The organism is Ruegeria sp. HKCCA6707, from assembly GCF_013033515.1.
In the GTDB taxonomy this organism is placed as follows: domain Bacteria; phylum Pseudomonadota; class Alphaproteobacteria; order Rhodobacterales; family Rhodobacteraceae; genus Ruegeria.
The window spans coordinates 1-13084 of record NZ_WQEG01000002.1 but is presented as its reverse complement, the minus strand read 5'-3'; the positions used below and the strand labels follow the sequence as shown (position 1 = coordinate 13084).

The window sequence follows — 13084 nt, the reverse complement described above, 5'->3', positions numbered from 1 at the left end:
CGTAAAACAAGGTTCCGACATGAACTGGATCACAAACTACGTCCGCCCCCGGATCAACTCGATCTTTTCGCGCCGCGAAGTGCCCGAAAACCTTTGGCACAAGTGCAGCGAATGCGGAACGATGTTGTTCCATCGCGAATTGGCCGAGAACCAGAATGTCTGCACCCAATGCGGTCACCACATGGCTATCACGCCACGCGACCGGTTCGGTCATCTGTTCGATGGCGGTATCTTCACCGAAATCGAAGTGCCCGCACCCAAGGACGATCCGCTGCAGTTTCGGGACCAAAAGAAATACCCCGACCGTATGAAAGCTGCGCAGAAAAAAACGGGTGAGAAAGAAGCGATGCTGGTCGCCACTGGCGAGATCGGGCGCACTCCGATTGTGGCCGCCGCACAGGATTTCTCGTTCATGGGCGGCTCGATGGGCATGTATGTCGGCAATGCCATTATCGCTGCAGCACAAGAGGCAGTTAGGCTAAAGCGCCCGTTGATCCTGTTCTCCGCCGCAGGTGGCGCGCGTATGCAGGAGGGGATCCTGAGCCTGATGCAGATGCCGCGTACGACTGTTGCGGTTGAGATGCTGAAAGAGGCAAACCTGCCCTATATCGTTGTCCTGACCCACCCGACCACAGGCGGTGTAACCGCGTCTTACGCCATGCTGGGCGATGTTCATATTTCCGAACCCAACGCGCTGATCTGTTTCGCAGGCCCGCGCGTGATCGAACAAACCATACGCGAGAAGCTGCCGGAAGGGTTCCAACGCGCCGAATACCTGCTGGATCACGGAATGTTGGACCGGGTGACCAAACGCACCGAGATGCGCGAAGAGCTGATCACCATCACCCGGATGCTGATGAACCAGCCTCCTGCGATCAAGGGCGATCTGCCAGCGCCAAAACCCGAAGACACCACCCCCGAGCCACAGGCGGCAGAGCCCGATCAGACATGACCCAACAGACATCTGACGTCATCCTCGAACGGATGATGGCCTTGCACCCCAAGATCATCGACCTGACCTTGGATCGCGTCTGGCGTCTTCTGTCCGCGCTTGGCAACCCGCAGCTTGACCTGCCGCCGGTGATCCATATTGCCGGAACCAATGGCAAAGGATCAACACAGGCGATGATCCGCGCGGGGCTGGAAGGGGCAGGGCGCAGCACTCATGCCTATACCTCGCCTCATCTGGCACGTTTCCACGAACGTATTCGTCTGGCCGGAGAGCTGATCTCGGAACCTGCGCTAACGGCTGTTCTGGACGAATGCTATGCCGCAAATGGCGGTCAGGACATCACCTATTTCGAAATCACAACCTGCGCCGCCTTGCTGGCTTTTGCCCGCACCCAGGCGGATTACACCTTGCTAGAGGTCGGACTGGGTGGGCGTCTCGACGCCACCAATGTGATCGAACAGCCGGCGGTGACAGTGATCACTCCGGTCTCAATTGATCACGAGCAATTTCTTGGTGACACTTTGGGCAAAATCGCTGCCGAAAAAGCCGGGATCATCAAGCCTGGTGTGCCCTGTATCGTGGGGCCGCAAGAAGACGAAGCGCTTGAAGTCATCGAATACACCGCCGCCCGCCTTGGTGCGCCGTTGTTGGTCCATGGCCAGCACTGGCATGTGCACGAAGAAAACGGACGTCTGATCTATCAGGACGAAACCGGGCTGCGCGATCTTCCCTTGCCCAACCTTCTGGGTGCGCATCAGTTTCAGAACGCGGGTGCTGCTTTGGCTGTGTTGCGCCACCTGAACATGGGCGATGACGCCTATGAGGCCGCAGTGACCAAATCTCATTGGCCTGCCCGCATGCAGCGCCTGAAAACCGGTCCACTGGTCGATCAGGCGCCGCAGGCCGAGCTGTGGCTGGATGGTGGCCACAACGCCGCCGCAGGCAGCGCATTGGCCGATCTGCTGGCGAAACTGCCAAAAAAACCGACCCATATGATCTGCGGCATGCTGAAAACCAAGGATGTGACCGGCTATCTCAGCCCTTTGGCCGCGCAGGCCCAAAGCCTTACCGCCGTCTCGATTCCGGGCGAGGCCGCAACGCTCAGCGCGGATGAAACCGCCGCGGCTGCCAAGAAAGTCAAGCTGCCCGCAACCACCGCCGGAACCGTGTCAGAAGCATTGACCGCAATCACGCAAAACGATCCGCAAGCTCGCGTGCTGATCTGCGGCTCGCTCTATCTGGCAGGCAATATCCTGCGCGAAAACGGGTAGGCGGATACGAGCAGCGCGAAGGTGCAGAGCCCCCTATGTTCCCCAGTTCTGATCCTGCATTTCCCGCAGCCGCGAGGCCGTGCGCTCAAATTCAAACGTCCCTTCGCCTTCGACATAGAGCATCTCTGGCTCCGCAGCCGCAGAACAGATCAACCGCACCCGAGCCTCGTAGAGCGCGTCAATCAACGTAACGAACCGTTTGGCCTCGTTGAAATTGTTGCGCGACAGCCGCGGGATATCCTCCAGAACCAGCACCTTCACGGCCTCAGCAATGGCCAGATAGTCCCCCGGACCCAGCATCCGACCGCACAGATCGTAGAATGAGGCCCGCGCAACCCCGTTTCGAAATGCGGGCAGAACAACCTCGCGCCCTTTGACCTGCAACGCCAACGGTTCAGCCGGTCCACCGGACAGATCGGCCCAGACGGCCCTGATCTTGTCGCGCGCCTCCGGGCCAATGGGGGAAAAATACACCGGCGAGCCTTCGAGGCGGTTCTGTCGATAGTCGGTGGGCGAGACCAGCTCCCAGACCTGCAATTGCTCTTTGATATGCGCGATAAAGGGCAAAAACAGCTGACGGTTCAGTCCATCCTTATAAAGATCATCAGGATGCCGGTTCGATGTGGTGACCACCACAACCCCACCCGAATGCAGCAGATCAAACAGTCGCCCGACGATCATCGCATCGGTGATATCGGTGATCTGCATTTCGTCAAATGCCAACAGGCGAACCGACTTCACGACCGCCTCGGCCACCGGGGCTAGCGCATCTTCAACGCCGTCTTCGCGGGCTTTGTGCAGGCCTGAATGGATTTCTTGCATAAAGGCATGAAAATGCACGCGGCGGGCAGGAATATCCCCCAGAGTTTCAACAAACATGTCCATCAACATGGATTTGCCGCGCCCGACACCGCCCCACAGGTACAGGCCCTTTGGGGGCGGAGGAGCTTTACGGAAGAAACCGCGTTTAACAGGGGTCGCAAGCTCGGCCCTGATCCGCTCGAAATGCGGAAGAACCGCCTCTTGCGCGTCATCGCGCGTCAGGCTGCCATCCGCGATACGGGCTTCATAAAGCGAAATCAGATCGGTCATGGACCCGAGCCATAACGCGCCGTTCCAGCCTTGAAAAGCGGCCTTTTCCGCGTGACATCAGAAATTCTGATCTGACCGCCCATAAATTCTGATTTGACGCGGCCTAACTAGCATTTAGGCTCGCCAAACCACTCATTCGCAGGACACCATGCCTCACACCGTACGTCTCTTGAACCCGATCCTGATCGTCGGCTGTATCATCATCACCGTCAGCTTTGCTGTGCGGGCCTCGTTTGGTGTGTTTCAGATCCCGGTCGCCGAAGAATTCGGCTGGCTACGTTCGGAATTCTCTATGGCGATTGCGATCCAGAACCTGGCCTGGGGCATCGGACAGCCGATTTTCGGAGCGATCGCCGAAAAAGTCGGAGACCGCCGTGCCATTGTGCTGGGGGCATTGACCTATGCGGCGGGCATGGTGCTGACCGCGTGGTCTGTCACCCCGTTTGAACATCAGATGTACGCCTGGCTTGTCGGTTTCGGAATCGCAGGCACCGGGTTCGGGGTTGTGCTGGCGGTGGTCGGGCGGGCGGCAACGGATGAGAACCGTTCAATGTCGCTGGCCATTGTCACGGCCGCAGGCAGTTTTGGTCAGGTCATCGGGGCGCCGACAGCAGAGTGGTTGCTGACCTTCATGCCTTGGCAGCAGGTGTTCATTGTCTTTGCCGTTGCCATTCTAGCGCTGGTTCTGACCCTGCCGCTGATGCGCGCGCCGCAGCCCGCCAACAAGGCCGAACTGCAAGAAAGCATGGGGCAAATCCTTGTCCGCGCCTTCCGCGATCCCTCATATTCATTGATTTTCATTGGCTTTTTCAGCTGTGGCTATCAATTGGGGTTTATCACCGCCCATTTCCCCGCCTTCGTGACCGAAATGTGCGGCTCGATTCAACCCGGCGGCGTACTGCACTCTATGGGAATTACCTCGACCTCTGCTCTGGGCGCTGTGGCGATATCGTTGATTGGTTTGGCCAACATCGGTGGCACCCTATTGGCCGGTTGGGCGGGCAATCACTTCCCCAAGAAATACCTGCTGGCCGCTGTCTACACGGGCCGCACCGTTGCCGCCGCCTTGTTCATCCTGTTCCCGATCACGCCCATGTCGGTCATCGTGTTTTCGCTGGTGATGGGCTCGCTCTGGCTGGCCACGGTGCCGCTGACCTCGGGCCTTGTGGCGCATCTGTACGGTGTGCGCTATATGGGTACGCTTTATGGCATCATCTTCCTCAGCCACCAGATCGGCAGCTTCTTGGGCGTCTGGCTGGGCGGGCGCATGTATGATCAGTTCGGCGACTATTCTCTGGTCTGGTGGATCGGTGTTGCCATCGGCGCGTTCAGCGCCATTGTCCACCTTCCCATTCGCGAGAACAGGCCGTCGATCCCCGCCGCTGCGTGATCACGGGGCGAATTTGCTTTGGATATAGTGGCTGGTCATCAAGTCCAGATGCGCCCCACCGCCATTCTTGAACAGCGTCACGGTGGAAGGGTCGGGGTGGAACTGATCCAGCCCGTAGAAATCGGCGATCAGGTCACTGCGCGAGATCACCCCCTCGGCAATTGGGGTCTTGATCTCGCCAATATGCTCCACGGTCGACTCAAAGCTGTCCACATAGATCGCCGAGCGCCTCAGCACCGCGTCGTCGACCTCGCGCATGTCAGGACGATAGGCGCCGATCAGGTTCAAATGCTGCCCAGGGCGCAGCCATTCGCCTTTGATCACGGGTTCGGTGCTCATAGTGGCCGTCAGGACGATATCGGCTTGGTGTACCGCCTCTGCCAGATCATACGCCACGTCGACATGCCCCATCTCGTGCGCCAGCGCTTCGGCCTTGGCGGTTGTCCGGTTCCAAACGGACAATTGCACCTTCGGAAAACCTGCCGAGAACGCCTCACATAGCGAGGCCGCAACCGGCCCGGCACCCACAATCAGCACCGACTGGCTGTCAGGGTTGGCCAGCCGCAACGCGCCCAACAGGCTGTCACCGGCGGTTTTCCACTTGGTCACAAGGTGGAAATCCAAAAGCGCCGTGAATTGCCCGTCCTTGTCATCAAACAGGCTGACCGACCCGTTGATCGGTGGCTGCCCCTTTTCGGCGTTGCCTGGAAACACGGTGGCGGATTTGACGGCCAGCCCCAGCCCATCGATCCATGCCGCCCGAGACAGCAGCGTATCTTTGCCGCGATAGAGGAAGCTGTCCTGAATCTCGGCCTTGGGGCGGGTATGCCCCTCTGCCAACGCCTGTGTCAGCTCCAGCCAATCCAGATTGGCTTGTCCCTCTTCAAACGGGATTTGCAGAACCTTCATCTCGCCTCGCTTTCTGCCCGACAGCGCCTTGGCGCCTGAATGCCATTGGTCCCGGAACTGAACCAATCCTAAGCCTGGGATGCAAGCACCGACCGCAGCGCGCAGCGCTGCCGGGCCCAACGGGAAAAGGCGCATCTTTGATGCGTCGATGACCGGCGGGAGTGTCAGCCTCGCTTGGCGGCTCGCAGCTCTCGCTCCAAAGCGTCAAGGAACCGCGACCGGTCCGCCTTGCCAAAGGGTTTGCCACCACCTCCCTGTCCCAGAGGGTTGGCTGCACGCAGATCGGCCATCAGATCACGCATCGCCAATTGCTGGCCGATATTGGCGGCGGTGAAGGCCTCGCCATTGGGTCGCAACACCCGTGCGCCGGCTTCGACACATTTGGCGGCCAGAGGAATGTCGGATGTCACCACCACATCTCCCGCACCGCAGCGCTCGGCGATCCACTTATCCGCCTCGTCGGCACCCTCGGACACGATGACAACCTGCACCAGCGGATTGGGTGACGGGCGCAGCCCTCCGTTCGAAACTAGGGCCAGTGGCACTTTGTGGCGGGTTGCCACGCGCTCTGCCTCGGCTTTCACCGGACAGGCATCGCCGTCGATATAAAGTGTTGTCACGCCGATTTGGCCTTTTTCTTTGCGGCGGGCTTCTTGCGCACTTTGAACTCGTCCGGGATCGGCATCCGGTTAAAGGCGTCCAGACCGGCGATCTTGTAGGCCTCGGCCAGCGTCGGATAGTTGAACGTGTTCTGCACGAAATAGTCGACGGTGCCTTTCAGGTTCAGCACTGCTTGGGCGATATGGATCAACTCGGTCGCCCCTTCGCCCACGATCTGCACCCCCAAGACGCGGCGGGTCTTGAGCGAGAAAAGCATCTTCAGCATGCCATGTTCCAGCCCCATGATATGCCCGCGTGAGGTTTCACGGAACCGTGCCACGCCGACCTCATAGGGTATTCCACGCTCCTGCAGCTCTTCTTCGGACATGCCGCAGGTCGACATCTCGGGTACCGAATAGATGCCATAGGGGTACCACGGGCTTTCCGGCAAGGTTGGCGTGTCCAGCGCATGGCAAGCGGCCACACGGCCTTGTTGCAAAGAGGTCGAGGCCAGCGATGGATGACCGATGACGTCCCCGGTCGCATAGATATGCGGAACCGAAGTTTGATAGGTCTTGCGGTCGACATTGATCCGGTTGCGATGATCGGTCTCGATCCCCACAGCCTCCAGGTTCAGCGCTGAAGTGGCACCCATGCGACCGGCTGCAAAAAGCAGCATCTCGGCCCGCACATGGCGCCCGTTTTCCAACGTCACCTCGACATGGCTGCCTGCATCTTCGATCTTTTCGACCGCCGAACCCAGCCGCAGATCCACGCCATTTTCGCGAATCTGATGGGTGAACTCGTGGATCAATCGGGTATCTATGAAATCAAGGAAGGTCTCGCGCGGCTCGATCAGCGTCACGCGTACATCGAGCGCCGAGAACATGGTGGCATATTCCACACCGATCACACCTGCGCCAATCACCACCAGCGAGCGTGGGATTTCCGCCATTTCTAGGAAATCATCCCCGTCCACAACCGTCTTGCCATTGAATGGCACATAATTCGGGCGATAGGTCTTGGTGCCGGTTGCAATCAGAAACTTGGCCGCCGTCAGGCGCGTGGTGTCGCCGGAATCGGTGGCAACCTCAACCTCGTGCGGGCCGATGAATTTCGCCAGACCGCTCAGCGTGTCCACATGGTTGCGGTTGAACTGGTGTTCCAAAACATCGACTTCATGATCCAACGTCATATGCAGCCGTGCCTTAAGGTCTTCTGCCCGGATCTGGTCCTTCACACGGTACGAGCGCCCATAAAAGCTGCGTTCGCGCCAGCCTGACAGGTTGAGAACAGTCTCCCGCAGGGTTTTCGACGGTATTGTTCCTGTATGAACGGAAACGCCACCCAACCGGTCATGGCGGTCGATGACCAGCACCCGATGTTGTAGCTTCCCCGCCTGAATTGCTGCTGAACGCCCAGAGGGGCCTGATCCAATGATAATCAGGTCATAGTCAAAATCGCTCATGCTTCAGTCCCCGTATAGCGCTTCGGCATGGAAGGTGATGTGGTCTTCCATGAAGGTGGACACAAAGAAATAGGAATGATCATAACCCGGCTGAAGCCGGTAAATGGCTTGCTGGCGACGTTCGACAATGGCCAGTGCCAACGTTTCCGGGCGCAAAAGATCCATGAACTGGTCTTCGGCACCGGTATCTATCAGCACCGGCCCGTCAAACCCCTTTTCCTTCATCAACAGCGAGGCGTCATGTTTGCTCCAGCCCGCTGTGTCATCCCCCAGATACGCGCTCAACTGCTTGCGGCCCCAATCGGCCCCGGTCGGGTTGCAGATCGGTGCAAAAGCCGAGACCGAACGGTAGCGACCTGGCAAGTTCGTCGCCAGCGTCAAGGCGCCGTGCCCACCCATCGAATGCCCGGTGATGGCCTGGCGATCGGCGTCTATGGCGAAGTTTTCGACCAACAGTTCGGGCAACTCGGTCGCGATGTAGTCCCACATCTGAAAATGCGGGGCCCAGGGTTCTTGTGTGGCGTTCACATAGAACCCGGCACCCTGTCCCAGATCATAGTCGTCGTGATCGGCGACGCCCGCGCCACGTGGGGACGTGTCGGGAAAGACAATTGCGATCCCCTGTTCCGCAGCCCAGGCCTGCGCCCCGGCTTTGGTCATCGCGTTTTCATGCGTGCAGGTCAGGCCAGACAGATACCACAGAATCGGGACAGGGCCGTCTTTTGCTTCGGCGGGCAGGAATAGCCCGAAAGTCATATCGCATTGGCAGGCTGACGACGCATGGCGATAGACGCCTTGTACACCACCAAAGCATGCATTTTCCGAAAGGGTTTCCATCACGCTCTTCCTTGCAATGAGTTTGGGACATGGCTAACGGCCTGCAAGCGCAAGGTAAAGTGCAGGTGCAGAAAGCGCGCATAATTTACCATTGGTGAAGATCAGAGAGCGCTAATCCAGCCGATGACGACCGGGACTGTAAAAATGCTGAGCATTGTTGAAAGCAAAATTGCAGCTGATGCCCGTTGCGGCGCAATGCCATAATGCGCTGCCAGAATATAGACGTTACCTGCCACGGGCAGGGCGGCCGCAGAAATTGCTATAGCCGCCGAGAACGGGGCAATTGGCAGCACATAAAGCAACATGATGGCGACGCAAAGCGGGTGGATCACCAGCTTGCAAAAGCTCAGCCAACCCGCAACCTGGATGCGTTCAGCGGACTTCCCGGCCAACGACGCGCCAATGGCAAACAAAGCACCGGGGGTAGCGGCTCCGCCCAGAATTGTCAGAAAGTCGGTCAGAGGTGCAGGAACTGGGAACTTTAGTGCAGACCATGCCACACCTGCCGAGATCGACAGGATCATCGGGTTTGTCAGCAGCCCTTTCCCGATCTGCCGCACCATGCGCCATGACAGCCGTCCGTCCCGGCCTCCGTTTATCAGGATGACGATCAGCGAAGAAAACACCACCAAATCCACGGTCAAAACCACCATGACCGGGCCTATCGCGGCTTCGGTGAACAATAGCGCAAGCATCGGCAGGCCCAAAAAGCCCACATTCCCAATGGCTGCGCATTGAGCCTCGACCGCTCCGGTAGGGATGTCGAGCCCGCGCAAATAGGCCACCAGCGTTGCCAGGCTATAGACCGCCAATGTGCCAACCAGGTACCCGATCACCAGTTTCACATCGAATATTTCGTCAAAGGGCAGCGTAGCCGAAAACCGGAAGAGCATGGCGGACAGGGCGAAATAGAAAACGAACTTCGTCAGATAGGCCGTCGCCTCGGCCGGAAAAAACCGTGTGCGCCCAGCCCAATAGCCCAGGCCGATGATCGCAAAGAAGGGCAGAGTGCGCAAAAAAATCTCGACCATGAAAGTGTCCCTAGCACAGCTGTCGTGTGCCGCAAGGGCCTTTACCGCATTGAAACGAGACACGTGGTTATCAAAAATCGTTGATACTAAACTAAATGGTTTATATTCTCGACGGATACTCAAGGAGGTGTCATGACCCAAACTGCCACGATTCTACGCACCGGGCGCAAATTTGATCAGGTGCTGCGCGGCGCGCGAGAGGTTTTCATGGCAGACGGGTTCGAAGGCGCAAGCGTAGACGATATCGCCCGCGCCGCCGGGGTCTCGAAGGCCACCTTGTACAGCTATTTCCCAGACAAACGCCTTTTGTTTTCCGAAGTCGCCCAGACCGAATGCAGCCGGATGGCTGAGAGGGTGATCGCGATGATCGATGAAACGAAACCGGCGCGCGAAGTCTTGATGATCGCTGCCACGCAATTGACCGGGTTTCTGGTTTCTGAATTTGCTCAGCAGGTCTTTCGCATTTGTGTGGCCGAACGTGACCGGTTCCCCGAACTTGGCAAAGCGTTCTACCAGGCTGGCCCAAAAAACGGCCAGGAACATATGGCAGCCTATTTGGACAAGGCCGTCGCCAAAGGTGAGTTGAAGATCGACGATGTCCACTTGGCAGCTGAACAGCTGTCCGAGCTCTGCAAAGTCCGGATTTGGAATCGGTCGGTCTTTGGCATTCAGGTGTCCTTCACCCAGGACGAAATCGAGGCCGTCGCGACGCAGGCGGTCGATATGTTCATGTCGCGCTACGGCGTTTAATATTTTTCGAAAATTTTGGTGCGGGTGGAGGGCATTGAACAGGCATTCTTAGGTGTTCTCGTATATGCCGACATGTCCACTAGAATTACTTCAAACCAATGAATGTTGATGTTTTTCGTTCCTGGTTGTTCCTGTATACTCCATTATATACAACATATGGAAGTGGGACTGAAAGTTGGACTGCTAGGAGCACTTGTCTAGCCATGCGCCAGAACAACAAGCTCAGTGGAGCAAAAATCAGGACAGCCTTAGCCGGAAAATACGGCGATGGTTGTGGGCTGTGGCTGCATAAACGGGACATCAAACAAGGCAAGTGGGTGCTGTTGGTCACTGTTCAAGGACGCCGTAGGGAAATGGGCCTCGGAGCCTATCCGAGCGTATCATTGAAAGAGGCGCGCGAAGAAGCCGAGAAGTGGCGGGCTGTCGTTCGCAAGAGCCTGGACCCGATAAAGGAGCGAGAACGTGAGCGCAGGCAAGCAGAGCGGAACATGAACCTGCTGAAGGACATTGCTCTTGATGCATTCGAATCCCGCAAGGCAGAGCTAAAGGGCGATGGTAAGGCAGGGCGGTGGTATTCTCCCTTGGAGCTACACGTCCTGCCAAAACTGGGCAGGGTTCCTGTCGCCGATATTGACCAGATCGATATAAGAGACACTCTGGCCCCGATTTGGCACGAGAAAGCCGAAACCGCTAACAAAGCAATGGAACGCCTTGGCATCTGTCTGAAGCACGCAGCTGCGTTGGGATTGGATGTGGACCTGCAAGCCACAATGAAAGCTCGGGCACTATTGGGGAAGCAACGCCATAAACCCAAAAACATCCCGGCACTACCTTGGTTAGATGTTCCAAGTTTCTATGCCAGCCTTAACGACGGCACGACGACACAGCTCGCGTTGCGTCTGTTGATATTGACGGCGGTTCGCTCTGGGCCAGTACGTAAAGCGCACCGGGATCAGTTTAACGGTGACGTTTGGACGATCCCCGCCGAAATCATTAAGGGTCGTAGGGATGCAACAGAAGACTTTCGAGTTCCGCTGTCGGATGCTGCGCTGGACATCATTGAAGCAGCTAAGAAGCGATCACGCGACGGGTTCCTTTTTCCAAGTGTCCGCAAGGGTGTCATCTCCGACGCGACAATGTCCCGTTTAATGGAACGCCGGGAAATGGAGGCACGACCCCATGGGTTCAGATCCAGTTTCCGGGATTGGGTCGCTGAGACCACAAACACACCACATGAAGTTGCTGAAATGTGTTTGGGCCATGTCGTTGGCGGAACTGTTGAACGCGCATACAGGCGGACCGATCATTTGGATCAGCGTCGGACTCTCTTACAGCGGTGGACAAATTATGTGACAGCGAAATTGGCAGATACTGTGGGGACTAGTCGATGATTGCACCAGAAGGATTTAACTCCCTTGCATATTTTAGGAATGCGGTGAGGAGCGAAATCAACAGGCGGGTTCTCAGTACTCTGGGTGTGTCTTCCTGGAGGGAATTCGACGAAATAGAAAATAACAGTGAAAGAGAACTCGCTTTTCCAGGGGGCCACTTGTTACCCGTTGCAGCTAATTGGGTCGTTGCTGGTGCTGCGTTGTCGTCAAACTTGGACTTAGAATTTGTAGTTAATGACCGTGCCCAACTAGTAAAAATTTCTTCGGCTTTTTTAAGACCAACTGTACGACTCGTTCGCTCGACAGATAAAGAAATACCCGCCCCCATACATTTGGATATTTTGAAAATGTATGAGGACGGCGAACTTGTAAGCGCGATGTGCAAGAAGGATTTCCTCAAACTTTCTGCGCTTGCGCCCTCGTTAGCTCGTGGGATGGTGGTAAACTACGTTACAGGTTGCTTAGATTTAAGTGTGCTCGAGTCGGCATGCCAATTTAAGTCATTGAAAGAAGAATTGGATACAGTCCGTGAACAGCTTCGCAACAGGATCGCGGGACTTTCCGGTGTCACTGTTGAAAAAGGTGCTGCACAAGCTCCGCCTCTCTTTTGGTCCGACAGGGAAACCGGCAGCATTTTGAATATGCTATCTCCATACAATGGCTTTCCCTTATTGATTCGTGAAGAAAAGTGTCACGAAGCTTTAGAATACCTAGGTGTCGAGGGGGAACGAGAAACCCCAATTGAAGACATGCAACCCAGCGAGCAAATTCTGGTAGAATTTGAGGAAAACCCGGCAAATAAAAGCGAAATAAAAGGCCGCCTTTTCCCAGATATGAGCATGAGAGAGTTTGATAAACACTGGTGGGCTGCCAGCCAAATCAACCCAAGTTTGTCAGCACCTGGCCGGAAAGCGAGTTTGGATCATTCGTGACGCGAATACTGCTCTATTCCCTGCACAATATTGCCCAAGCACAAAAGCAATTGGTGATTTGGATTACAAAGGTACGAGTTCCCCTACGCGATATGGCGCCAAATTATTGATTTCATGAAGTCTTTTCCCTAATTTCGATAAAGCCGATCATTCCTGCATGTTCCACTTAATGCAGGAGGTAACCGAGATGTTGGAAAAGCATTACCGGCGCACCGAAGTTGAAGAAATCACCGGCCTGAGCCGCAGCACCATCTACGACATGATGAACCGGGGAGAGTTTCCTCGCCCCGTTAGACTAACCACCAAAGCTGTGCGTTGGCCTGAAAGTTTGATTCGTGGATGGCTAGAGAACCGTCCGGAGGTCATCTGATGAAAAACCCCAACTCCAAGCGCGGAGATGGGGCTTTTCCAGTGACATCAACTGCCACCCTAGCAAGTCCAGTTGATGCCACAGGATGCCC

At 56.6% G+C, this 13084-nt stretch carries 13 protein-coding genes; 7 read left to right on the top strand and 6 right to left on the bottom strand.

The window, feature by feature from the left end:
- Nucleotides 1-19: 19 nt before the first annotated feature.
- Together accD and GOW40_RS05985 are read left to right on the top strand one after the other, a co-directional pair.
- Nucleotides 20-952 carry an acetyl-CoA carboxylase, carboxyltransferase subunit beta gene (gene accD, locus GOW40_RS05990; RefSeq protein ID WP_171132758.1) on the top strand — a complete coding sequence of 311 codons (933 nt, stop codon included), beginning with the start codon at nt 20-22 and terminating at the stop codon, nt 950-952.
- Nucleotides 949-2223, top strand: a complete 1275-nt coding sequence (locus GOW40_RS05985) for a folylpolyglutamate synthase/dihydrofolate synthase family protein (protein ID WP_171136657.1) — start codon at nt 949-951, stop codon at nt 2221-2223. Before accD ends, GOW40_RS05985 begins: the two co-directional genes overlap by 4 nt.
- A gap of 33 nt (nt 2224-2256) precedes the next feature.
- Here the strand turns inward: GOW40_RS05985 and zapE are convergent, their stop codons facing one another.
- A complete protein-coding gene (gene zapE, locus GOW40_RS05980) occupies nt 2257-3315 on the bottom strand; it encodes a cell division protein ZapE (RefSeq protein WP_171132756.1) in 1059 nt (352 codons plus the stop codon).
- Nucleotides 3316-3463: 148 nt separating this feature from the next.
- On the opposite strand from zapE, the gene GOW40_RS05975 reads away from it, so the two are divergent.
- The gene (locus GOW40_RS05975; RefSeq protein WP_171132755.1) at nt 3464-4705 is read left to right on the top strand and encodes an MFS transporter; all 1242 of its coding nucleotides are present in this window, start codon (nt 3464-3466) and stop codon (nt 4703-4705) included.
- Here GOW40_RS05975 and GOW40_RS05970 read toward each other — a convergent pair whose 3' ends face one another.
- The 5 genes from GOW40_RS05970 to GOW40_RS05950 form a co-directional block, all read right to left on the bottom strand.
- Nucleotides 4706-5614 (bottom strand): ornithine cyclodeaminase family protein, encoded by a 909-nt coding sequence (locus GOW40_RS05970; RefSeq protein WP_171132905.1) that lies wholly within the window; start codon nt 5612-5614, stop codon nt 4706-4708.
- Between the two features lie 164 nt (nt 5615-5778).
- Complete coding sequence (locus GOW40_RS05965) at nt 5779-6234, bottom strand: YaiI/YqxD family protein (protein ID WP_171132754.1); 456 nt, start codon at nt 6232-6234, stop codon at nt 5779-5781.
- Nucleotides 6231-7682, bottom strand: a complete 1452-nt coding sequence (gene sthA / locus GOW40_RS05960) for a Si-specific NAD(P)(+) transhydrogenase (protein WP_171132753.1) — start codon at nt 7680-7682, stop codon at nt 6231-6233. Before sthA ends, GOW40_RS05965 begins: the two co-directional genes overlap by 4 nt.
- Nucleotides 7683-7685: 3 nt before the next feature.
- Nucleotides 7686-8519 carry an S-formylglutathione hydrolase gene (gene fghA / locus GOW40_RS05955; RefSeq protein ID WP_171132752.1) on the bottom strand — a complete coding sequence of 278 codons (834 nt, stop codon included), beginning with the start codon at nt 8517-8519 and terminating at the stop codon, nt 7686-7688.
- Nucleotides 8520-8620: 101 nt separating this feature from the next.
- The gene (locus GOW40_RS05950) at nt 8621-9550 is read right to left on the bottom strand and encodes an AEC family transporter (protein WP_171101972.1); all 930 of its coding nucleotides are present in this window, start codon (nt 9548-9550) and stop codon (nt 8621-8623) included.
- A 132-nt stretch (nt 9551-9682) separates the two neighbouring features.
- On the opposite strand from GOW40_RS05950, the gene GOW40_RS05945 reads away from it, so the two are divergent.
- The 4 genes from GOW40_RS05945 to GOW40_RS05930 all read left to right on the top strand — a co-directional run bounded on the left by GOW40_RS05945 (nt 9683) and on the right by GOW40_RS05930 (nt 12993).
- Entirely contained in the window at nt 9683-10300 is a 618-nt protein-coding gene (locus GOW40_RS05945; protein WP_171101973.1) for a TetR/AcrR family transcriptional regulator, read from the top strand.
- 203 nt (nt 10301-10503) lie between these two features.
- Nucleotides 10504-11691: a site-specific integrase gene (locus GOW40_RS05940; RefSeq protein WP_171136656.1), complete on the top strand. Its 1188-nt coding sequence runs from the start codon at nt 10504-10506 to the stop codon at nt 11689-11691.
- On the top strand, nt 11688-12623 hold the full coding sequence (locus tag GOW40_RS05935; RefSeq protein WP_171132751.1) for a hypothetical protein: 936 nt from the start codon (nt 11688-11690) through the stop codon (nt 12621-12623). The genes GOW40_RS05940 and GOW40_RS05935 overlap by 4 nt, the downstream gene beginning before the upstream one ends.
- A 169-nt stretch (nt 12624-12792) precedes the next feature.
- Nucleotides 12793-12993, top strand: coding sequence for a helix-turn-helix transcriptional regulator (locus GOW40_RS05930; protein ID WP_371731819.1), 201 nt, complete (start codon nt 12793-12795; stop codon nt 12991-12993).
- The last annotated feature ends 91 nt before the right edge of the window (nt 12994-13084 follow it).

Bases quoted from the DNA above. Each gene is read 5' to 3' on its own strand.
- accD (WP_171132758.1), top strand. From the start codon at position 20: ATGAACTGGATCACAAACTACGTCCGCCCCCGGATCAACTCGATCTTT.
- GOW40_RS05985 (WP_171136657.1), top strand. From the start codon at position 949: ATGACCCAACAGACATCTGACGTCATCCTCGAACGGATGATGGCCTTG.
- GOW40_RS05970 (WP_171132905.1), bottom strand. From the start codon at position 5,614: ATGAAGGTTCTGCAAATCCCGTTTGAAGAGGGACAAGCCAATCTGGAT.
- GOW40_RS05950 (WP_171101972.1), bottom strand. From the start codon at position 9,550: ATGGTCGAGATTTTTTTGCGCACTCTGCCCTTCTTTGCGATCATCGGC.
- GOW40_RS05940 (WP_171136656.1), top strand. From the start codon at position 10,504: ATGCGCCAGAACAACAAGCTCAGTGGAGCAAAAATCAGGACAGCCTTA.
- GOW40_RS05930 (WP_371731819.1), top strand. From the start codon at position 12,793: ATGCAGGAGGTAACCGAGATGTTGGAAAAGCATTACCGGCGCACCGAA.
- sthA (WP_171132753.1), bottom strand. From the start codon at position 7,682: ATGAGCGATTTTGACTATGACCTGATTATCATTGGATCAGGCCCCTCT.
- GOW40_RS05945 (WP_171101973.1), top strand. From the start codon at position 9,683: ATGACCCAAACTGCCACGATTCTACGCACCGGGCGCAAATTTGATCAG.
- GOW40_RS05935 (WP_171132751.1), top strand. From the start codon at position 11,688: ATGATTGCACCAGAAGGATTTAACTCCCTTGCATATTTTAGGAATGCG.
- zapE (WP_171132756.1), bottom strand. From the start codon at position 3,315: ATGACCGATCTGATTTCGCTTTATGAAGCCCGTATCGCGGATGGCAGC.
- fghA (WP_171132752.1), bottom strand. From the start codon at position 8,519: ATGGAAACCCTTTCGGAAAATGCATGCTTTGGTGGTGTACAAGGCGTC.
- GOW40_RS05975 (WP_171132755.1), top strand. From the start codon at position 3,464: ATGCCTCACACCGTACGTCTCTTGAACCCGATCCTGATCGTCGGCTGT.